Source organism: Micromonospora sp. R311 (assembly GCF_056780015.1).
The window spans coordinates 1-19,436 of sequence record NZ_JBSWCE010000057.1; the positions used below are offsets into that span (position 1 = coordinate 1).

General features: G+C 75.0%; 23 protein-coding genes. 8 read left to right on the forward strand and 15 right to left on the reverse strand.

The window, feature by feature from the left end; all coding sequences use genetic code 11:
- Positions 1 to 73 precede the first annotated feature (73 nt).
- The 3 genes from AC1WTP_RS31740 to AC1WTP_RS31750 all read right to left on the reverse strand — a co-directional run bounded on the left by AC1WTP_RS31740 (position 74) and on the right by AC1WTP_RS31750 (position 2,579).
- A complete protein-coding gene (locus AC1WTP_RS31740; protein WP_481652920.1) occupies positions 74 to 1,561 on the reverse strand; it encodes a sensor histidine kinase in 1,488 nt (495 codons plus the stop codon).
- Complete coding sequence (locus AC1WTP_RS31745) at positions 1,539 to 2,276, reverse strand: response regulator transcription factor (RefSeq protein ID WP_481652921.1); 738 nt, start codon at positions 2,274 to 2,276, stop codon at positions 1,539 to 1,541. Before AC1WTP_RS31745 ends, AC1WTP_RS31740 begins: the two co-directional genes overlap by 23 nt.
- 69 nt (positions 2,277 to 2,345) lie before the next feature.
- Positions 2,346 to 2,579 carry a hypothetical protein gene (locus AC1WTP_RS31750; protein WP_481652922.1) on the reverse strand — a complete coding sequence of 78 codons (234 nt, stop codon included), beginning with the start codon at positions 2,577 to 2,579 and terminating at the stop codon, positions 2,346 to 2,348.
- Positions 2,580 to 2,772: 193 nt separating this feature from the next.
- On the opposite strand from AC1WTP_RS31750, the gene AC1WTP_RS31755 reads away from it, so the two are divergent.
- From AC1WTP_RS31755 to AC1WTP_RS31765, 3 genes are all read left to right on the forward strand, one after another.
- Positions 2,773 to 3,705 carry a serine/threonine-protein kinase gene (locus AC1WTP_RS31755; protein ID WP_481652923.1) on the forward strand — a complete coding sequence of 311 codons (933 nt, stop codon included), beginning with the start codon at positions 2,773 to 2,775 and terminating at the stop codon, positions 3,703 to 3,705.
- A gap of 92 nt (positions 3,706 to 3,797) precedes the next feature.
- A complete protein-coding gene (locus AC1WTP_RS31760; protein ID WP_481652924.1) occupies positions 3,798 to 4,226 on the forward strand; it encodes an OsmC family protein in 429 nt (142 codons plus the stop codon).
- 298 nt (positions 4,227 to 4,524) lie between these two features.
- On the forward strand, positions 4,525 to 5,367 hold the full coding sequence (locus AC1WTP_RS31765; RefSeq protein ID WP_481652925.1) for a hypothetical protein: 843 nt from the start codon (positions 4,525 to 4,527) through the stop codon (positions 5,365 to 5,367).
- Between the two features lie 32 nt (positions 5,368 to 5,399).
- Here AC1WTP_RS31765 and AC1WTP_RS31770 read toward each other — a convergent pair whose 3' ends face one another.
- The 5 genes from AC1WTP_RS31770 to AC1WTP_RS31790 all read right to left on the reverse strand — a co-directional run bounded on the left by AC1WTP_RS31770 (position 5,400) and on the right by AC1WTP_RS31790 (position 9,848).
- Entirely contained in the window at positions 5,400 to 5,936 is a 537-nt protein-coding gene (locus AC1WTP_RS31770) for an ATPase (RefSeq protein WP_481652926.1), read from the reverse strand.
- 184 nt (positions 5,937 to 6,120) lie between these two features.
- Positions 6,121 to 6,567: a response regulator gene (locus tag AC1WTP_RS31775; RefSeq protein WP_481652927.1), complete on the reverse strand. Its 447-nt coding sequence runs from the start codon at positions 6,565 to 6,567 to the stop codon at positions 6,121 to 6,123.
- A gap of 70 nt (positions 6,568 to 6,637) precedes the next feature.
- Positions 6,638 to 6,982 carry an STAS domain-containing protein gene (locus tag AC1WTP_RS31780; protein ID WP_481652928.1) on the reverse strand — a complete coding sequence of 115 codons (345 nt, stop codon included), beginning with the start codon at positions 6,980 to 6,982 and terminating at the stop codon, positions 6,638 to 6,640.
- 104 nt (positions 6,983 to 7,086) lie between these two features.
- Positions 7,087 to 8,130, reverse strand: coding sequence for a cobalamin B12-binding domain-containing protein (locus tag AC1WTP_RS31785; protein ID WP_481652929.1), 1,044 nt, complete (start codon positions 8,128 to 8,130; stop codon positions 7,087 to 7,089).
- Positions 8,127 to 9,848: a PP2C family protein-serine/threonine phosphatase gene (locus AC1WTP_RS31790; RefSeq protein WP_481652930.1), complete on the reverse strand. Its 1,722-nt coding sequence runs from the start codon at positions 9,846 to 9,848 to the stop codon at positions 8,127 to 8,129. The genes AC1WTP_RS31785 and AC1WTP_RS31790 overlap by 4 nt, the downstream gene beginning before the upstream one ends.
- Before the next feature lie 173 nt (positions 9,849 to 10,021).
- Here AC1WTP_RS31790 and AC1WTP_RS31795 point away from each other — a divergent pair, with 173 nt between their 5' ends.
- Positions 10,022 to 10,156, forward strand: a complete 135-nt coding sequence (locus AC1WTP_RS31795; RefSeq protein WP_481652931.1) for a hypothetical protein — start codon at positions 10,022 to 10,024, stop codon at positions 10,154 to 10,156.
- Positions 10,157 to 10,276: 120 nt separating this feature from the next.
- Here AC1WTP_RS31795 and AC1WTP_RS31800 read toward each other — a convergent pair whose 3' ends face one another.
- Positions 10,277 to 10,591, reverse strand: a complete 315-nt coding sequence (locus tag AC1WTP_RS31800; RefSeq protein ID WP_481652932.1) for a hypothetical protein — start codon at positions 10,589 to 10,591, stop codon at positions 10,277 to 10,279.
- Positions 10,592 to 10,805: 214 nt separating this feature from the next.
- On the opposite strand from AC1WTP_RS31800, the gene AC1WTP_RS31805 reads away from it, so the two are divergent.
- Positions 10,806 to 11,789 carry a DUF2267 domain-containing protein gene (locus AC1WTP_RS31805; protein WP_481652933.1) on the forward strand — a complete coding sequence of 328 codons (984 nt, stop codon included), beginning with the start codon at positions 10,806 to 10,808 and terminating at the stop codon, positions 11,787 to 11,789.
- A gap of 76 nt (positions 11,790 to 11,865) precedes the next feature.
- Positions 11,866 to 12,657, forward strand: coding sequence for a spermidine synthase (locus tag AC1WTP_RS31810; RefSeq protein WP_481652934.1), 792 nt, complete (start codon positions 11,866 to 11,868; stop codon positions 12,655 to 12,657).
- Positions 12,658 to 12,701: 44 nt separating this feature from the next.
- Here the strand turns inward: AC1WTP_RS31810 and AC1WTP_RS31815 are convergent, their stop codons facing one another.
- A complete protein-coding gene (locus tag AC1WTP_RS31815; RefSeq protein WP_481652935.1) occupies positions 12,702 to 14,003 on the reverse strand; it encodes an NAD(P)/FAD-dependent oxidoreductase in 1,302 nt (433 codons plus the stop codon).
- Between the two features lie 258 nt (positions 14,004 to 14,261).
- Between AC1WTP_RS31815 and AC1WTP_RS31820 the strand changes: the two genes are divergently transcribed.
- Positions 14,262 to 15,707 carry a M20/M25/M40 family metallo-hydrolase gene (locus AC1WTP_RS31820; protein ID WP_481652936.1) on the forward strand — a complete coding sequence of 482 codons (1,446 nt, stop codon included), beginning with the start codon at positions 14,262 to 14,264 and terminating at the stop codon, positions 15,705 to 15,707.
- Positions 15,708 to 15,805: 98 nt separating this feature from the next.
- Positions 15,806 to 15,961, forward strand: coding sequence for a hypothetical protein (locus AC1WTP_RS31825; protein ID WP_481652937.1), 156 nt, complete (start codon positions 15,806 to 15,808; stop codon positions 15,959 to 15,961).
- Positions 15,962 to 16,006: 45 nt separating this feature from the next.
- Here AC1WTP_RS31825 and AC1WTP_RS31830 read toward each other — a convergent pair whose 3' ends face one another.
- The 5 genes from AC1WTP_RS31830 to AC1WTP_RS31850 form a co-directional block, all read right to left on the reverse strand.
- Positions 16,007 to 16,534 (reverse strand): GNAT family N-acetyltransferase, encoded by a 528-nt coding sequence (locus AC1WTP_RS31830; RefSeq protein ID WP_481652938.1) that lies wholly within the window; start codon positions 16,532 to 16,534, stop codon positions 16,007 to 16,009.
- 99 nt (positions 16,535 to 16,633) lie between these two features.
- Positions 16,634 to 16,927 (reverse strand): DUF6510 family protein, encoded by a 294-nt coding sequence (locus AC1WTP_RS31835; protein ID WP_481652939.1) that lies wholly within the window; start codon positions 16,925 to 16,927, stop codon positions 16,634 to 16,636.
- Positions 16,928 to 16,943: 16 nt separating this feature from the next.
- Entirely contained in the window at positions 16,944 to 17,690 is a 747-nt protein-coding gene (locus AC1WTP_RS31840; protein ID WP_481652940.1) for a ferredoxin reductase, read from the reverse strand.
- Positions 17,687 to 18,277: a sulfite oxidase-like oxidoreductase gene (locus AC1WTP_RS31845; protein WP_481652952.1), complete on the reverse strand. Its 591-nt coding sequence runs from the start codon at positions 18,275 to 18,277 to the stop codon at positions 17,687 to 17,689. Before AC1WTP_RS31845 ends, AC1WTP_RS31840 begins: the two co-directional genes overlap by 4 nt.
- Positions 18,278 to 18,367: 90 nt before the next feature.
- A complete protein-coding gene (locus tag AC1WTP_RS31850) occupies positions 18,368 to 19,387 on the reverse strand; it encodes a TerC family protein (RefSeq protein WP_481652941.1) in 1,020 nt (339 codons plus the stop codon).
- Positions 19,388 to 19,436: the final 49 nt, after the last annotated feature.

A 19,436-nucleotide genomic window follows, 5' to 3' on the forward strand; every position in this document is an offset into this window, starting at 1 on the left:
CAACAAGACCGGCGCACCCGTCACCCGGTCACTGATCGCCTACGACCACTGACCGGGATTCGGAACTACTCGTCTAGGGGTCCGCGGTGGGATCCGGCAGCCGCACGGTGAACACGGTCCGGCCGGGCCAGCTCTCCACCGCCACGGCGCCGTGGTGGGCCGCCACCACGGCGGCCACGATGGCCAGGCCGAGGCCGGTGCTGCCGTGCGCCCGGGAGCGCGAGGTGTCCGCGCGGGCGAACCGCTCGAAGACCTCGGGCAGCAGCTCCGGGGGCACCCCGGGGCCGTCGTCGGCGACGCTGAGCACGGCGGCGTCCGGCGCGGCGCGCAGCGCGGTGGTGACCGTGCTGCCCGGCGGGGTGTGCGCCCGGGCGTTGGCCAGCAGGTTCGCCACCACCTGGTGCAGCCGCGCGGCGTCGCCGGGCACCCGGATCACCACGTCGGGCAGATCGAGTCGCCAGCGGTGCTCCGGGCCGGCCGCGTGCGCGTCGCTGACCGCGTCCACCACCAGTGCGGTGAGGTCGACCGGTTCGACCGCGAGCGGGCGGCCGGTGTCCAGCCGGGCGAGCAGCAGCAGGTCGTCGACGAGGCTGGTCATCCGGATGCTCTCCGACTCCACCCGGCGCAACGCGTGCGCCACGTCGGGCGGCACCCGGTCCCGGCCGCGCCGGGCCACCTCGGCGTAGCCCCGGATCGCGGCCAGCGGGGTGCGCAGCTCGTGACTGGCGTCGGCGACGAACTGGCGTACCCGGGTCTCGCTGGCCTGCCGGGCGGCGAGCGCGTCGGCGACGTGGCCGAGCATCCGGTTCAGCGCGCCGCCGACCTGGCCGACCTCGGTCCGCGGATCGGTGTCCGCCGCGGGCACCCGCTCGGAGAGCGCCACCTCGCCGCGATCCAGCGGCAGCTCGCTCACCCGGCCGGCGGTGGCGGCGACCCGGCGCAGCGGACGCAGCGTGGCCCGCACGATCAGCGCCCCGGCGGTGCCCGTCACCAGCAGCCCGGCGGTGGCCACCCCGGCCTGCGCGGCGATCATCCACCAGACGGTCTCCCGCACCCCGGCCAGGGGCAGCGCGACGACCTGGACCCGCCCGCCGGGCAACTGCCGGGCCACCGCGCGGTAGTCGCCGCGCTCGCCCAGGTCGACGGTGCGCGGCGCCGCGCCCACCGGCAGCCGGGCCAGCGCCGCCACCTCCCCGACCGGCACCGGCTCGCCGCCGTGCCGGGTGCCGGCCTGGGTCCGTGCTTCGGTCACCCGGCCGTCGACGACCGTGGCGGCGACGGAGCCGGGTGGCAGCCCCGGCGGGAGGTCCGGCCGGCCGGCGGAGACCGGCGGGAACGGGCGGTCTCCTCGGGACATCGCCCCGGGCACCAGCTGGGCGTCGATCCGCTCGACCAGGACCTGCCGCAGCGCCGCCGTGGTCAGGCCGCCGATCGCGACGCTGACCACCGCCAGCAGCCCGACCAGGGTGACCACCAGCCGGGTGCGCAGCGACCGGCCGGCGAGCCAACGCCGCAGCCCGCCCCGCCGACCGGCGCGGTCACCCGGCCGGCTTGAGGACATATCCCGCCCCGCGCAGCGTGTGGATCATCGGCTCGCGGCCGGCGTCGATCTTCTTCCGCAGGTACGAGATGTAGAGCTCGACGACGTTGGCCTGGCCGCCGAAGTCGTAGTGCCAGACCCGGTCCAGGATCTGCGCCTTGCTCAGCACCCGGCGCGGGTTGCGCATCAGGTAGCGCAGCAGTTCGAACTCGGTGGCGGTCAGGGTGATCACCTGGCCGGCCCGGCGCACCTCGTGGCTGTCCTCGTCGAGGCTGAGGTCACCGACGGTGAGCAGCGCCTCCTCCCGCGCGGCGACCGCGAACCCGGAGCGGCGCAGCAGCCCCCGCAGCCGGGCGATCACCTCCTCCAGGCTGAACGGCTTGGTGACGTAGTCGTCGCCGCCCACGGTCAGCCCGGCGACCCGGTCCTGCACCGCGTCCCGGGCGGTCAGGAAGAGGACCGGGACCGTCGGGGCCTGCTCGCGCAGCCGCCGCAGCACCTGGAATCCGTCCTGGTCCGGCAGCATCACGTCGAGGATCACCGCGTCCGGCTGGAACTGCCGCGCCGCGCCCAGCGCCGCCGTCCCGTCGCCGGCCGTGCGCACCTGCCAGCCCTCGTAGCGCAGCGCCATCGCGAGCAGGTCGGCCAGGGTCGGCTCGTCGTCGACCACCAGCACCCGGACCGGCTCACCGTCCGGGCGCCGCAGCTCCACCCGGGTCCGCCCGTCTCTCTCCATGGCCGTCATGGTGGCCGGGCAGCCTGCGGTCCACGTGTGTGCCGGCTGTGTGCCAGCTGTACGGACGGCTCACTCGGTGATCCCGATCGGGTCGGTGCGCACGTAGGTCATCGTCCAGGTGCCCCCGCCGTCCGGGCGGCCCCGCTCGTAGAGGTGGTCCGGCCCGCCCGGCACGGCCGCGCCGGCCCCGGCGGGGTGGCTCAGGACCCACCGCGCCGGCGGCGCGCCGTCGGGGTCGGCGGGCAGCTCCCGGACCAGGTCGTGGGCCGGCCCGCCGACGAACCGAACGCTCACCCCGCTCATCGCCCGACCTCCTGCGCGCCGCGGCGGCCGGCCCGCCGGCCCGGACACCGCCCTGGCTCGCAAGCTACCGCAGCGCCGCGCCGGCCAGACCCCGGTCCCGCCGGAAGGGACGGCGGTTTGCCCTGATCGGGGGCCGGGTACCGCGACCGGAGGCACGCGCGGTGCCGGAGGTGACGAGCACGAGGAGCGGTCGATGAGGACGCTGGACGGGCGGTACCGGCTCGAACAGCGCATCGGCATCGGCGGCATGTCGGAGGTCTGGCGGGCCCACGACGCGGTGCTGGACCGGCCGGTCGCGGTCAAGTTGATCTCGCCCGGGCAGGAGGAGCAGGACACCTCGGTGGAGCGGATCCGGGCCGAGGCCCGCTCCGCGGCCCGGCTGGTGCACCCGAACGTGGCCAGCGTGCACGACTTCGGCACCTGCGCGACGCTGCCGGGGCGCGAGGTGCCGTACATCGTGATGGAGCTGGCCGAGGGCGAGACGCTGGCCGCGCACCTGCGGGCCGGGCCGCTGGACTGGCGGATCGCGGTGCGGGTCTGCGCCGAGGTGAGCGCCGCGCTGGCCGCGGCGCACGCGCACGGCATCGTGCACCGGGACGTCAAGCCGGCCAACGTGATGCTCACCCCGGTCGGCGTCAAGGTGCTCGACTTCGGCATCGCCACCCCGGCGGGCGCCCCGGACCCGACGCCGGACGGGATGGTCGTCGGCACACCCGCGTACCTGGCGCCGGAACAGCTGGACCGGGCCCCGGCCACGCCGGCCGCCGACATGTACGCCCTCGGCGTGCTGCTCTACTACTGCCTGTCCGGGCGGCTGCCGTACCCGGCCGGCACGATGACCCAGCTGTTCGGCGCGCGCCGTCGGCAGTCCCCGCGGCCGCTACCCGAGGTCGACGGGCTGCCCGCGGAGGTGGCCGAGCTGTGCACGCGCTGCCTGGCCGACGATCCGGCCGCGCGGCCGAGCAGCCTGGTGGCGGCGCTGGTGCTGGCCGAGGCGGTGGACGCCCGGGTGTACGTGCCGATGCGGCTGCCGACTCCCCCGCGGCCGCGGCGGCCGGCGGTGTCCCCGTGGACCGAGCGGGCGGCCGCCGAGGCGACCGAGGTCGCCCCGGTCGCGGACGGCTAGCGCGCCGGCTCACCCCGGCCACCCGGCCCCTGCCCTGCGGTTTCACCGGGCAGGGGCCGGGTAGCCGGGCGGGGAGTGACGGGAGGAACGCGATGCCGGATCCGAGTTCCTGGCTCAACGAGACAGCCACCGCGACCGCCGAGGGCGGCCACGTACGCACCGACGACGAGGGGCTCGACACCGCGCTGGCGTCTCCGCTGGCGCCGCACTGCACCGGGTTGACCCCGTCGCAGCTGCTCGCCGCCGCCTTCGCGTCCTGCCTGCACCACGCGGCGGTGGAGGCGGCCGGGGGGATCACCGACGAGGCGCACACCGTGCAGGTCCGCGCGGAGGCGAAGCTGGGCCGCGACGACGACGGCCGGTACCGGGCCGACGTGCACGCCTCCATCGCCTCGGCCGGGCTGAGCCGGCAGCAGCTGGCGCAGCTGGTCGAGCACGCCGACCAGCTCTGGCCGTTCTCCAGCGGCGACGGCAGCCGCCACCGGCTCACGGTCAGCCCGGCCGAGAACGGTCGCCACTGACCCACGGGCGGGCCGGCTCCGCCGGGGGACCGCGTGGCCCAGTCCGGTCGGGCCCGGACGACCGAAGGTGGCCTCCTCCGTTCGGGGGAGGCCGACACCACGGGCAAACCGCCGTCCCAAGATCAATGATCTGCCGCTTTCCTTCAGGAATATCCGGCATGTAGGGAAAGACGGACACCGGTGTGATGCCGGCTAACTGATCAACCGCCCCCGATCGTCCTCCGGATCGGGCCAAATTGTGACGCATGCCACCAACTAGACGCGTGGCAACGGCTCAAGGGCTTTCTAGCCTCGGCGGGTGCACCACGACGACCCCTCCGCCCAGAAGCTGACCGAGGAGCGGCCGGATACCCATCCGACCGACGCCGCATCAACCGAACGGACGACCGGCCGTCACCGCTCCCCCGAGCCGCCGCCCCGGCGCGGCGTCCGCGCCCTGCTGACCTCGGCCCCCGCCCGGGTCGCGCTCGCCACCGGCGTCTCCTGCTGCCTCGGTGTGGCCGCGTTCGGTGTCATCCGGGACGACGCCCCGCCGCGCGAGACGGTGGCCGAGGCGGTGGCCGAGCGGGCCGCGGCGGCCGACGAGCCGGCCTCCCGCTCGCTGGACCGGGTCGCGCCCCCCGCGCCGGCCAGCCCCAGCCCGACGCCGAAGCCCACCCCCTCGGCCACCCGCAAGCCGCCGAAGAAGCCCGCCAAGCCCCGCCGTCCCCGTCCGGTCGCCGGGCTGACCCAGGCGCAGATGGACAACGCGAAGATCATCGTGGACGTCGGGCGGGACATGAAGATGCCCCGCCGGGGGCTGGTGGTCGCCATCGCCACCGCCATGCAGGAGAGCAACCTCTACAACTACGCCAGCGGCGTGCTCCCCGAGTCGCAGAACTACCCGCACCAGGCCATCGGCTGGGACCACGACTCCGTCGGGCTGTTCCAGCAGCGCCCCAGCAGCGGCTGGGGCACCGTGCGGGACCTGATGCGCCCGGCGTACGCGGCGCGGGCGTTCTACGCGGCGCTGCGCGAGATCCCCGGCTGGCAGGAGATGAGCGTCACCGGGGCCGCGCAGGCCGTGCAGATCTCCGCCTTCCCCTACGCGTACGCCCAGCACGAGGAGCGGGCCACCACCGTGGTGGCCGCCCTGGTCTGAGCCCGGCCACCACCCGGTGTGGTCCGAGCCGCTCAGCGCACCCGCGCGTCGCGTCCGGCGGCGTCCGGGTCGCCACCGGCCGCGGCCCGGGTCGCCGGCACGCCGGAGCCGGTGACCGCCGCGGCCGCGGTCGGGGTGTCCGGGGGCACCGGCTCGACCCGCAGGCCGCCGAGGATCTCGTCGGCCCGGGCCTCCCGGCGCCGCCGGGCCTGCAACGCCGCCTCGAATTCGCGGCGGGCGCGCAGCGCGTCGGCGTACGCCTGCTCGCGCAGTTGCCGGGCCTCCTCGCGGGCCGCGTCGAGCTCGAACCGCGCCCGGGCGAGGATCTCGGCCGCCTCCCGCTCCAGCTCGCCGGGGCCGCGCCGGCCCGCGCCCGGCTCGCCGGTCTCCAGCCGCCGCAGCAGGCCCAGAAGCCCGGTCGCCTCCTGCCGGATCAGGTCCCACTCCCGATCGGCTCCCCCGGCGCGCTCCGCCCGCGCCGCGAGCCGGGTCAACCGGACCCCCAGGTCGTCCAGGCAGGAATCGACCTGCCGCGGGTCGTAGCCGGTCTCAACGACGGAGAACCTCATTACTGTCGCCCCCCAGGCAGCTGCGGTGTGTCTTCCCCACCTGGATCCTCTGCGCTGGCGGCGACGGCCGAGCGGGTTCGGGAAAAATGTTCAGCATCCGAGCGCCCGCAGGGCGGGGATGGCGCGCGGCGGCCGGGCGTGGACGATACGTCCGCGCGGGCGGCGAACCGGACGCCGCGCCGAGTCAGGGACGCTTGGGCAGCACCACGACCCGGCCGAAGAACTCGTCGATGCGGCGCACCACGTCGTTGAAGTCGTCCAGGTCGATCGGCTTGGTGACGTACGCGTTGGCCTGCAGGGTGTAGCTGCTGACGATGTCCGTGTCCGCGTTCGAGGTGGTCAGCACGACGATCGGGATGGTTCGCAGGTCCTCGTCACCCTTGACCTCGCCGAGCACCTGCCGTCCGTCCATCCGGGGCATGTTGAGGTCGAGCAGGATGACGTCGGGCCGCCGGGCGTCGGTGTGCCGGCCCTCGCGGCGCAGGAACTCCATCGCCTCCTGGCCGTCGCCGACCACGTCGATGACCTTGTCGACGTCGGAGTCCGCGAGCGCCTCCTCGATCATGAGCACGTCGCCCGGGTCGTCGTCCACCACCAGGATGCGGACCGGACCGGGGGTGTCTGCACGCATCACTACCTGCCTCGGGTCGGCGGGGGACGGAGACCGGGCGATCACCGTGCTGGCGGGGAAATCTAGCCCATCACGAGGCGGTCTGTGACGCCGGGTCGGTCATGTCGGACTCGTGGCCCAGGATCTCGCCCAGCCCGGTGACCTGGAGCACCCGCCGCACCCGGCCGGTGGCTCCGGTGATCCGCAACCATCCCCCGGCGGCCGCGGCGCGGTTGTCCCCCCGCACGAAGGCGGCGATGCCGGTGGAGTCGCAGAAGGTCAATTCGCCGAGGTCGACCAGCAACCGGTGCGCCCCGGCGTCGGCCAGCCGGTCGAGCACGGCCTCCAGTTCCCCGGCGGTGCTCAGGTCGAGCTCCCCGGCGAGCCACAGGCGTGCCCCACCGTCGCCCTCGGTGTACGTGACCGTGAACGTCACCGTGTCCCCCTCGCTCCACCGCAGGCGAACGCTTGCAGTGGGGCAAGTATAGGTGGGGAACAGCGGGCCGCCGCGAAGCGCGGTCACGCCGGCCGCCCGCACGGTCAGCCGGCGTCGGCCGCCGGAGCCACCGAGGCCCGGGCGAGCGCGAGGAACCGCGCCGCCCGGGGGAAGTCGCGCAGCAGCCCGGCGTAGTGCCCGAGGGTCGTGGCCAGCGCGGCGGCCGGCACGCCCCGGCTGGTGAGGATGTCGGCCATCCAGTCGACGAAGTCGGTGAACAGCGTGCCGTCGTCCACATAGAGCGCGGCGGTCAGGAAATCCAGGATGTAGCCGAGGTCGCTGATCGTCGAATCCAGCTGGGCGGGGGTGTAGTCGCGGGTGGCCGGCATCCGCTCCCGGAGATCGGCCAGGGCGTCGTCGACCAGCTCGCCCCGCCGCTTGACCAGGCTGGCGTACTCCTCGTCGGCCAGGTGGGACAGCTCCGCCGGTGGCGTACGACGCAACGACCGCTCGTCGGCGACCAGGTCGGCCGCCGAGGGCGCGTCCGGCGCCCAGGCCACCCCGAGCCGGCGGGCCCACCGGCCGTCCACGCCGAAACCGCGCCCGCCCACCACGATCGGCACGTCCGAGCGACGGCACGCCTCGATCGTGCGGTGCGCGTGCGGCAGCCGCATCGGCAGCGCGCAGGCCAGGGCGACCGCGTGCGCGTCGTGCCGGTGCAGATAGGACACCAGGTGCGCGGCGGGCACGCTGGCCCCGAGGAAGGTGACCTGCCAGCCGCGCAGCCGCAGCACCTCGGCGACCAGCCGCGGCGGCAGGGCGTGCCACTCGCCGTCCATGCACGCCACCACGACCCGCCCCCGGGTCGGCCGGGGATCCGCGTGCGCCGCGACCGCGGCCACCACCCGCTCGCTGATGTGCGTCGCCGCGTGCTCCTGCGCCACGCTCCACTCGTTACGCGCCCAGCGCTCCCCCACCTCGGCCTGCGCCGGGGCGACCAGGTCGAGCAGCACCCGCTCGGCCGGCACCCCCGCGTCGAGCAGGCCCCGCGCGACCCCGATCGCCGCGTACTCGTCGGCCTCCTGGAGGCAGTGCAGGTATGACGGAGAGACCGCCGCCGGGTCGGCCTCGGTGGTCGCGGCGGTCACGGTGAGCTCTCCCTCGGCTCGGGTACGGAATGCAGGTGCCGCACCGGCCGGGCGCCCGGACCGACCGCGCGCAGGGCCAGCACGGCGATGTCGTCGTGGTCGCCCTGGGCGAGCCAGTCGCAGGTGAGCTGTTCGACCCGTTCGGCCAGCGCCGGCGCGGGCATCCGGTGGCAGCCGGTGAGCGCGGTGACCAACCGCTCGGCGCCGAACTGCTCGTCGCCGCGCCGGCCGCCGCGCGCCTCGGTCACCCCGTCGCTGTAGAGCAGGCAGGTCTCCCCCGGCGCCAGCCGGACGGTGACCTCGCCGATACGCGGGTCGGGCACCACCCCGATCAGCATCCCGGAGAGCGCCACCGGCTCCACCGTGCCGCAGGCGCGCAGCACCAGCGGCGGCAGGTGCCCGCCGCCGGCCATGGTCAGGGTGAGACCGCCGTCGCGGTGCGGCCGGACCACGCCGAGCACCATGGTGGCGAAGCGGCCCTGACCGTGCGCCTGGGTGGTCTCCAGCAAAGCGTCGTTGAGCAGCTTGAGCAGCCGGGCGGGCTGCGACTCCACCCGGTGCAGCGCCTGCAGGCACTGGCGCAGCTGTCCGGTGAACACCGCCGCCTCCACGCCCTTGCCGGAGACGTCGCCGAGGAAGAAGACCGACCCGCCGTCGGTCAACCGGTGCGAGCCGTAGAAGTCACCGCCGATGCGCAGCCCCGCCTGGGCCGGCCGGTAGGCGGTGCCCCACTGCACACCGGCCGCCTCGACCGGCTCCACCGGCAACAGGCTGGCCTGCAGGGTGTCGGCCACCTCGGCCTGGTCACGGTAGAGCAGCGCGGTGGTCAGCGCCGCTCCGGCCCGCGCCGCGAAGGCGCGCACGAGGTCGAGGTCGTCCTCGGCGTACCACCGGGTGGCCCGGCGGGCGACCAGCAGCACCCCGGCCGCAGCCTCCCGGCCGGGCAGCGGCACCACCCGGGCGGTGGCCTCGGCGGCGGCCAGGCCGGGCAGCCAGCCGGCCTCGGCGGCCTGCTCGACCAGCCAGTCGACGGCGTGCGGTTCGGCGCCGTCGAGCCCGTCGGCGATCGCCGCCGGCAGGTCGGCGGCGGCCAGCACCCCGCTGTGGACCGTGTGCCCCTCGTCGTCGGCCCGGGTCGCCCGCCACCAGCGGGCCCGGCCGGAGCGGGGCGCGAGCACCAGCACCGCCACCTCGGCGAGGGTGGGCACGGCGAGCCGGACCACCGCCGCGGCGGCCCGGTCCGGGTGCAGCGGGTTGCCGAGCTTGTCGCCGACGACGGCGAGGAACGCCGAGCGGGCCCGCTCGGCGAGCAGCGCTTCGGCGCGGACGACGCTCTCGGTGACGTCCTCGACGTACCAGCAGCGGCGGGCGCCGGAGAGCGGCACCAGGCGGGTGCGCAGCCGGCGGCCGTGGTGGGTGAACTCGCCGGCGGCGGCCAGCCCCGGCAGCCCGGCGGCGGCCAGCGGCTCGTCCGGCGCCACCTCGGGCAGCAGCCGCTCGGCCACCGGGCTCACGTGCCGGACCACGCCGCGGGCGTCGCAGACGACGAACCCCTCCCGGACATGCGCGACGACCTCGGACCAGTCGACCGGGCCGGGCGCGCGGTCCCGGGCCGGTATCGGCGGTGCGCCCGCGGACCGCATCGGCGCCCGTGCGGTGCCCGGCGTGGAAATCCGACCGTCGCCCGGGTCCGAGCCCCTGACGTCGGTGGAAGTCACCAGTTGAGCCCCACTCTCCTCGTCGGCCCGCTGCGCCGGGAACCGGCGTCCCTGGTCAGGTCCGTGCACCCCACCCTACGCCGGCCCGCCGGCAGCGCCACCCCACGCGTCTCCGGGGTCCGCCCGCACGGCCCCCGGCTTGCCGTCGGACGGGCGGCTGGGAACATGGGGGCATGGCCGCCCAGCTGTTGACCATCGAGGTGGACCGGCTCGACGCCGGGCGGGCCCGGCTGCGGCTGGCCGGCGAACTCGACTTCGACACCGCCCCGGAGCGCCAGTCCGACGGCGGGATGCGCGCCGCCGGCTGAGGGCGCACGCCCGCCCCCCGGTCACCCGCGCGGTTCCCGGCGGGACCGCGGGTCGACGGCACGAGCGAGCGGGGGGTGGCCCCCGACCCTGGGACCAGGGGTCGGGGGCCGGAGGATGGCTCAGGGCGCCGCGACCGGCTGCAACCGTGGCCCGGTCGCGCCGCGGCCGGGCGCCGCGGGGGGTTCGGCGTCGTCCGGTGGACCGGAATCGGGCGTCTGGAAGAGATAGCGGACGAACTCCCCACCCGCCTCGTTGTCGTCCGCTCCGGGCCACTGCCCGATGCAGTCCACCCCGACCACCTCACGGCCGCTGCCATCGGCCTCCTCGAGCAACGCCCAGAGGCTCACCGGGTAGCAACGGGTGTCCTCGGGCGAGAGCCGCCAGCGGGCGTACCAGCCGGGTCGGGCGGGCACGATCTCGACGATCCTCTTCATGACGACCTTCCCTTCCGCGTACCTCGGAAGTTTCCCGGTCCGCCCCGATCGTCGGCGCTGCCCGGGTGACCGTCCCTCACCCCGGCGGGATGAAGCTGCCACCGGCCGGCCCCGGCGGCGCCGGCCGGAGCCGGGGCGTCCGTTTCGGTCGCGGCGACGGCGGGAAGGCGGCCGGACGGAAGCGAGGGAACACCAGCTGAAGCGAGGTGTCACCATGCGCAAGCAGATGGAGGGCGACAACCAGCGCCGCCGGGCCCTGGCCCGGGAGGCCCGCGAGCGCGGGCTGCGGGCCGGCGACGTCGGCGCGAGCCTCAGCGGCTCCAAGCAGCTCACCAAGCTGGACCGGAGTAAGCGTGCCGGCCCGCCCCCGGCCGGCAGCCGGCACAAGCCGGACGCCACGAGGGGTGGCCCGGCGCCGCCACCGGCGGGTATCCCGGAGAACCCGCGGCCGCGCGCGGAACCGGGCATGGGCACGCCCCCGGCCGAGGCCACGATCGGCTACCACCAGCTGGTCGAGGACGTCGCCCGCCGCACCGGGACGGACTTCCGGACCGCGAAGGTCGGCGCCGAGGCGACCGTGCTGGTCCTGGCCTGGGCGTTGGGCGAGGCGGAACGGCGGCGGCTGCTCACCGCGGTGCCGACGAAGCTGCACGACGTCCTCCCGGTGGACGGCATCGAGCGCCGCCAGGACCTGCCCGGCTTCCTGGCCGAGGTGGGCCGGATCAGCGGGAGCACCCCGGAACAGGCGCGCTACCAGGTGGAGGCGACCGTGGCGGCGCTGGCCGACCAGGACGGTGACCTGGTCGGGTCGCTGCACGTACCGGAGGGCCTGCGTGCCCTGCTGACGCCGCCGGCGCCCGGTGGCGGCCTGGTGGGCCCGAGCACCAGCACGCCCACGCTCGGCGACGCCGAGGTGCGGGCGGCGCTGGACGACCTGCCGTACTGGTCGGGTGACACCACCTCGCTCTCGCGCACCATCGCCCTGCCGGCGGACAACCTGGAGCGGGTGCTCGACCGGCTGGACGAACTCCGGGACGAGACCGGACGCGGGCCGCAGATCGGCCGGGTGGACCCGACCACGGCGGTGGTGACCGTGCGGTCCCGGCAGGCCCGCGCGGTGACGGCGCTGGACGTCGACCTCGCCCACGCCGTCGACGCCGCGATCGACGAGGTGGGCGCCGGGATGAACTTCGGCTGACCGGTCCGCCGGGCCGGCGGGGGCACTCCGCCGGCCCGTCCCGACGCCCCCACGGCGTCGACTAGCGTTGCCCGCCATGGACCGCGCCGCCGACCGGTTGGAGCTGGTCGCCGACCCGGCCCGCCCCGGCGGGCGGACGCTGCTCGCCGCCGGTGTCGAGCAGTCGTACGTGGACGTCGCCGACCCGCGTCACCTGCACTTCGAGTACGTGCGACGGATGGCCGCCGGGGCGGACCTGGCGGCGCCGGCCGGCCGCCCGCTGGACGTGCTGCACCTCGGGGGCGGGGCGCTGACCCTCCCCCGCTACCTGGCCGCGACCCGGCCCGGCTCGGCGCAACTGGTCGTCGAGCGGGACCGTGCGGTGGTCGAGCTGGTGACCCGGGAACTGCCGGCGCCACCGCCGGAGGTGGAGATCCGGATCGCCGACGCCCGCGAAGCGGTGGCCGACGCCCCGTCCGGGCGGTACGACCTGGTGCTGGCCGACATCTACCGGGCGGCCCGGATGCCCGGGCACGTCACCACCGTCGAGTTCGTCGCCGAGGTGGCCCGCACCCTGCGCCCGGAGGGCATCTACCTGGTCAACGTGACCGACCTGCCGCCGCTGGTCTTCGCCCGGGTCCAGGTGGCCACCCTGCGGGCCGTGTTCGCCGAGGTCTGCCTGGTCGCCGACCGGCGGATGCTGCGCGGCCGGCGCTACGGCAACCTGGTGCTCGCCGCCGCCCGGCGGCCCGGGCGGCTGCCGGTCGGCCGGCTGGCGGCGGTCGCCGCCCGCGATCCGGTGCCCGGCGGCGTGCTGCACGGCGCGGCCCTGGACGCGTTCGTGGCCGGTGCGCGCCCGGCCACCGACGCCGCCCTCGACACCCGCTGACCGGCGCGCAGGTCCGGCCTCCGCGGCGGCGGACCGGGAGGCGCTCAGCGGGCGCGTACGGTGACCTCGGGCGAGGAACTCTCCAGCGGCACGGCGTTCGCCGGGACCAGGCCGAGCTGGACCGCCGGGCGGGGCAGCGTCGCGTCGAGCAGCCAGTCGGCACCCACCCGGGCCCGGTTACCGGGCATCGCCAGCAGGTGGTAGCCGCGGGTGACCGCCTTGCCGGGCAGCCCGGAAAGGTGGATCTTGAGCGGGTTCGCCGCCGCGTCCCTGCCCCCCAGGTCGACCACCCAACCCAGTTCGTGGTGCCGGTACGGCCGGCGGCGCCCCCGCCCGTACGAGGCGGCGATGTTGTGCGCGACCAGCTTGCCCTGCCGCTGGGCGTGCTGCGCCGTCATGGTGCAGATCTGCCCGGGGTGGGTCAGGTCGGGCACCGCGGCGGCGTCGCCGCAGGCGTACACCTCGGGGAAGCCGGGGACGGTGAGGTACTCGTCGGTCACCAGCCGGCCCTTCTCGGTGCGCAGGCCCAGTTCGGCCACGAACGGGTCGGGGCGTACCCCGACGCACCAGACCAGCGTGCAGGTCGGCACGTAGTCGCCGTCGGTCAGCTTGACCCCGTCGGCGGTGGCCTCGGCGACCGAGGTGCCCATCCGCACGTCGACGCCGCGCCGGTCGAGCACCCGCTGCGCGGTGTCCGACATCCGCTTGTCCAGCTCGGGCAGCACCCGGGGGGCGATGTCGAGCAGCAGCCACCTGGGGCGGATCTTGAGCCGGGGACGCTGGGCGACCAGCGCGTCGGTGAAGAGCTGGCCGTGCGCGGCGACCTCGGTGCCGGTGTAGCCGGCGCCGACCACCACGAAGGTGGCGCGCGCCCGCTGCTCGGCCGGGTCCTCGGCCTGCTCCGCCAGTTCGATCTGGCGGACCACGTGGTCGTGCAGGTACAGCGCCTCGGGCAGGCCGCGGAAGCCGTGCGCGTACTCGGTCACCCCGGGGATGGGCAGCAGCTTGTTGACGCTGCCCACGGCGAGCACCAGCCGGTCGTACGCCAGCCGGTTGCGGTCCCCCTCCGGCTGGGTGAAGCCGACCCAGCGGTTCTGCAGGTCGACGTGGTCGGCCTCGCCGATGACCACCCGCACCCCGGGAAGCGTGCCGGTCAGCGGCACGGAGATCCGGGTCGGCTCCACCACCCCGGCGGCCACCTCGGGCAGCAGCGGCAGGTAGAGGAAGTAGTCGGTGGAGTTCAGCACCACGATCTCGGCCCGGTTCTTGGCCAGCCGGCTCAACGTCTTCGCCGCGTGGTAACCGGCGAACCCGGCCCCCACGATCACCACACGAGGTTTCGTCATTCCGGCCCCGTTCCCACCGTAAGCGCGGACAAACGTGGCGCTCAGGGCACTCAGCCCGGGACCAACCGCACGTACCCGGTCCGCCGCACCGCCTCGAGGCCCCAGCACCGGCCGAACGCCCGGATCCGGCCGATGGTGATCCGACCCAGCTCCGGCGGGATGTCCGGGTCCGGTCATCACCCGCTCCGGGTGAAACCGGTGAAACATCTACGGATAGCGATATGGACAAACACCGCCGTCGATGGCGAGGATGCGGTGATGGGATCCCACGACACCGCCGGCGACCGGCCCACGAGGTCCACCCGGCGCGCTTTCCTGTCCGCCTCCGCCGCCGCCACCGCCGCCACCGTCGCCGTCCCCCTGCTCGCCGAGCCGGCCGCCGCGCACGACGCACCGCCGGCCGGGCCCGGCCGACCGGTCCGGCCGCAGTCCCCCGACCGGGAGCTGCGCGACCTGCTCCGCCAGGTCGACCAGCGGCGGATCGAGGCGATCGTCCGCCGGCTGGCGGCGTTCGGCACCCGGCACACCCTCTCCACCCAGGACGACCCGGCACGCGGCATCGGCGCCGCCCGCGACTGGATCTACGACCGGATGCGCGAGTACGCCGCCGCCTCCGGCGGCCGGATGACCGTCGAACTCCAGTCGTACGTCCAGGAACCGGCCTCCCGGATCCCGGTGCCCACCCGGATCACCAACGTGGTGGCGACGCTGCGCGGGGAGACGTCGCCGAACCGGACGTACGTGGTCACCGGCCACTACGACTCCCGGGCGACCGACGTGATGGACGCGGTCAGCGACGCGCCGGGTGCCGACGACGACGCCTCCGGGGTGGCCGTGGTGATGGAACTGGCCCGGCTGATGGCCACCCGGCGCACCGGCGCGACCATCGTCTTCGCCGCGGTGGCCGGCGAGGAGCAGGGGCTGTACGGCTCGGCGTACCTGGCCCGGCAGTTGAAGGCGGCCGGCGCGGACGTGCAGGGGATGTTCAGCAACGACATCATCGGCAGCAGCACGGCCGACGACGGCACCCGCGACCCGCACAGCGTGCGACTCTTCGCCGAGGGGGTGCCGACGGCGGAGACACCGGCCGAGGCGGCCACCCGGCAGTCGGTCGGCGGCGAGAACGACTCACCCTCCCGGCAGCTGGCCCGGTTCGTCGCCGACACCGCCGAGAACGCCGCCACCGGCATGCGGGTCCGGGTGATCTACCGGCGGGACCGCTACCTGCGCGGCAGCGACCACATCTCGTTCCTGCGCGAGGGGTGGCCGGCCGGCCGGTTCACCGAGCCGAACGAGGACTTCGCCCACCAGCACCAGGACGTCCGGGTGGTCGACGGCCGGCAGTTCGGTGACCTGCCGGAGTTCTGCGACTTCGCGTACATCACCCGGGTGGGCCGGGTCAACGGCGCCGCGCTCTGGTCGCTGGCCCGCGCCCCGGGCACGCCGAAGAACGTGGTGATCGTGACGACGAACCTGACCAACGACACCACCCTGCGCTGGACGCGCGGCGCCGAGCCGGACCTGGCCGGCTACGAGGTGGTGTGGCGGGAGACCACCGCGGCCGAGTGGCAGCGGGTGATCCCGGTCGGCGACGTCACCGAGGTGACCATCGACCTGTCCAAGGACAACGTCTTCTTCGGCGTCCGGGCGGTGGGGCGCGACGGTCACCGCAGCCCGGTGGCGTTCCCCCGCCCGGGCAGCTGAGCCGGTTCACCCGGTTCGGGTGGGGTGACCTCGCCCGCTGACGGCGGACCATGGTCGCTGGTCCCATCCGAGCCCACGACGGAGGCACCGTGATGAGCATGCCGATGTCCAACGACCAGCGGCAGCCGATCTACCTGCGGCAGAGCGGGCGCAAGCAGCTCACGCCGCGACAGCGGCGGCGGGTCGAGCACAAGCAGGGGCGGTTCGAGCGGCTGACCATGCAGCGCACCGACGCGCGCGGGCCCGGGCGCTGAGCCGTCCGCCGGTGCCGGTCGCCTTCGCGGGTGGCCGGCACCGGTCTACCCGGCCGCCGGCGCGGTGATCGCCCAGCGCTCGTGGTCGCGCCAGGCCCCGTCGATGAAGAGGTAGTCCGGTGAGTAGCCCTCCAGCCGGAAGCCGAGCCTGCGGGCCAGCCGGCGGGACGGCTCGTTGCCCGGCTGGATGTTCGCCTCCAGCCGGTGCAGGCCCAGCACGGTGAAGGCGTGCTCGATCACCAGCCCGACGCCGGCCGAGGCGTGGCCGGTGCCGCGGTACGGCAGGAAGGCCGCGTAGCCGAGGTAGCCGCCGCGCAGCGCGCCGAGCAGGATCCCGCTGATGTTCGCGTAGCCGGCGATCTCGCCGGTGGCCCGGTTGCAGATCAGGTAGCCGGAGTGGTCCCGCCGGCGGATCTTGGCGAGGTACCCGGCGAAAGCGGCCGGGTCGTCGGGCGCGGCGAGCCAGGGGTGGTGCAGTTCGCGGCTACGCCGGGCGGCCGCGACGAACTCGGCCTCGTCGGCGGGGCGCGGCCGGCGGATGCCGGCCGGGCCGGCGGTGCGCAGATATCTCACGGCCGACAACTGTGGCCGCCCGGGCGAGCGGCGTCCAGCCGGTTACCCGGTCCGCGCGGCGGTTGTGCCGCGCGTCACCGTGACAGGTCGGCCGGGCGGTCAGAGCGGGCCGGGGTGCGGCTGGTCCAGCGGCATCGGCACCGCGAGGAAGGTGCTGCCGCGCAGGTCCAGCCAGGCCCGGTCGGGCGAGCGGACCAGGCGCAGCATCACCGCGGAGCAGTTGGGACACCGCCCGACCAGGCCGGGGGCGTGCGAGTAGACCTGTAAACCGGCCATCGGGCCGACCAGCCCGCAGTGCTCGCACCGGCCGGTGGCGGCGCTCAGGTCGACGGCGAACAGCTCGCGCAGCGGGCCGTCGAGCATGTTGCCGTCCAAATAGGACATCTCGGTCATGGTGCCTCCTCGACGCTCAGCCGGTGGGGCCGAATCGTTCGGTCTTCACCCGCCGGCTCTGGTGCCCCAGCCCGACCAGCAGGTCCGCCACGGTCTCCACGAACCCGGTGGGACCGCAGACGTAGCAGAGCGGTTCCAGGTCCGGCGGCCAGCCGTGGCTGTTCACGTCGGCCAGCCCGATCCGGTGCGGCTCCCCCCGCCACCCCTCGGGCGCCTGCCGGGTGTAGACGTACGCCACGTCGAGGCCGAAGTCGTCGCGGGCCCGGCGGCGCAACTCGTCGGCGTAGATCACGTCGGCCGGCGTGCGCACCGAGTAGAGCAGCCGGAACGGCGCCCGGTTGCCGGCCGCCCGGCGGGCCCGGATCATCGCCATCAACGGCACCACGCCGGATCCGCCGCCGACCAGCAGCACGGGCGCGGTCTCCGCCGGCCGCCAGACGAACCAGCCGCCGACCGGGCCGCGCACCTCGACCGGGTCACCCTCGGCGTACGTGTCGATCAGGTACGGCGACACCTCACCGTCGGGCACCCGCTGCACGGTCACCTCGATCCGCGGCCCACCGGGGCCGTCCACCGCCGGCCCGGCCACCGAGTACGACCGCGCCGTCTGGTAGCCGTCCTCGGCGGTGAGCCGCAGGTCGAGGTGTTGCCCGGGCACGTGCCCCGGCCAGCCGGGCACCTCCAGCACCAGGGTGTGCGCGCTCGGCGTCTCGACCCGGCGCTCCACGAGCCGGGCCACCCGCCAGCGCAACGGGCCGGTCAATCGCCCTGGTACCGCTGCTCACGCCACGGGTCCCCGTAGTCGTGGTAGCCGGCGGTCTCCCAGAATCCGGGCTCGTCGGTGTGGGTCAGCCGGATGCCGTGCACCCACTTGGCCGACTTCCAGAAGTAGAGGTGCGGCACCAGCAGCCGGGCCGGCCCGCCGTGCTCGGCGGGCAGCGGATCGTCCTCGAAGGTGTGCGCCACCCAGGCCCGCCCGTCGAGCAGGTCCTCCAGCGGCATGTTGGTGGTGTAGCCGCCGTACGAGTGTGCCTGCACGTAGTCCGCGGCGGTGTCGACGCCGTCGAGCAGCGTGTCCAGCGAGACGCCCTGCCAGGTGGTGTCCCGCTTGGACCAGCGGGTGACGCAGTGGATGTCCACCGTCGGCGTCTCCTGGGGCAGCGCCATCAGCTCGTCCCAGGTCCACCGGAACTCCGCCCCCGTCTCGGTGGTGATGACGAACTCCCAGGTGTCCAGCGGCACCCGCGGCGTCGGCCCGGCGGAGAGCACCGGGAAGTCCTGCGTCAGGTATTGGCCCGGCGGCAGGGCCGGCTCCGCCGAGCGGGGCCGACCCTGGAAGCCTGGCGACACGATTCCCACCCGTCAGTCCTACCACCCCGGCTGCCCCGGCGGGGGGCGGTCGGCCCAGCGGACCGGGCCGGGTGATCCCCGGCGCGGCGGTCAGCGCCGGTCGGCGAGGACCTCCTTCCGCCCCGGGGTGGCGGCGCGGGTGGCGCGCAAGCTGGTGAGGGTGACCACCACCAGCACGGCGATGATCACACCCAGCGAGGCCAGGGTGGGGATCTCCGGCACGCCCTTCCAGATGCCGTGGGCCCAGTGCAGGCCGAGCTTGACGCCGATGAAGGCCAGGATGATGGCCAGCCCGTAACTGAGGTGGACCAGCCGGCTCAGCGCGGCGTGCAGCACGAAGTAGAGCGCCCGCAGGCCGAGCAGGGCGAACGCGTTGGTGGCGAAGACCAGGTACGGATCCTCGGTGATGCCGTAGACGGCCGGCACCGAGTCGACCGCGAAGACCACGTCGGTGGCGAGCACCGCGACCACCACGAGCGCGAGCGGGGTGAGCGTGCGTCGGCCCTGCTCGCGCACGGTCATCCGGGTGCCGTGGTACTCGTCGGTCACCGGCATGAACTTCCGCAACAGCCGCACCGACCGCATCTTGTTGATGTCCACCTCCTGCTCGTGCCCGGAGAGGGCGTCCCGCAGCAGCTTGACCGCGGTGGCGAGCAGGATGACCGCGAAGAGCAGGAAGGCGAAGTCGAGCGTCTGCAGGGCCGCCGCACCGAGGGCGATGAAGACCGCCCGGAGCACCAGGGCGCCGGCGATGCCGTAGAGCAGGACCCGCTGGGCGAGCACCGCGGGCACGGCGAAAGCGGCCAGCAGCAGCATGAAGACGAAGAGGTTGTCGACCGAGAGCGACTTCTCCACCAGGTAACCGGTGAGGTACTCGACGCCCTGCTGCGAGCCGTAGCGGGACCAGAGCCAGGCGCCGAAGGCCAGCGGGAGGGCGATGTAGAAGGCCGACCAGCCCAGCGCCTCGCGCAGCGACACCTCGTGCGGGCGGCGGGTGACCAGGAAGTCGAGCACCAGCAGCGCGAGCACGCCGGCGATCGTGACGCCCCAGAGGGTGGGAGTGCCGACCGACTGGATCTCGGTGGCAGCAAGGTACGACAATTCGGTCATGGAGCCTCCTCGAACACCGTGACATGTTCGAGGTCTCCTTCACCCACCG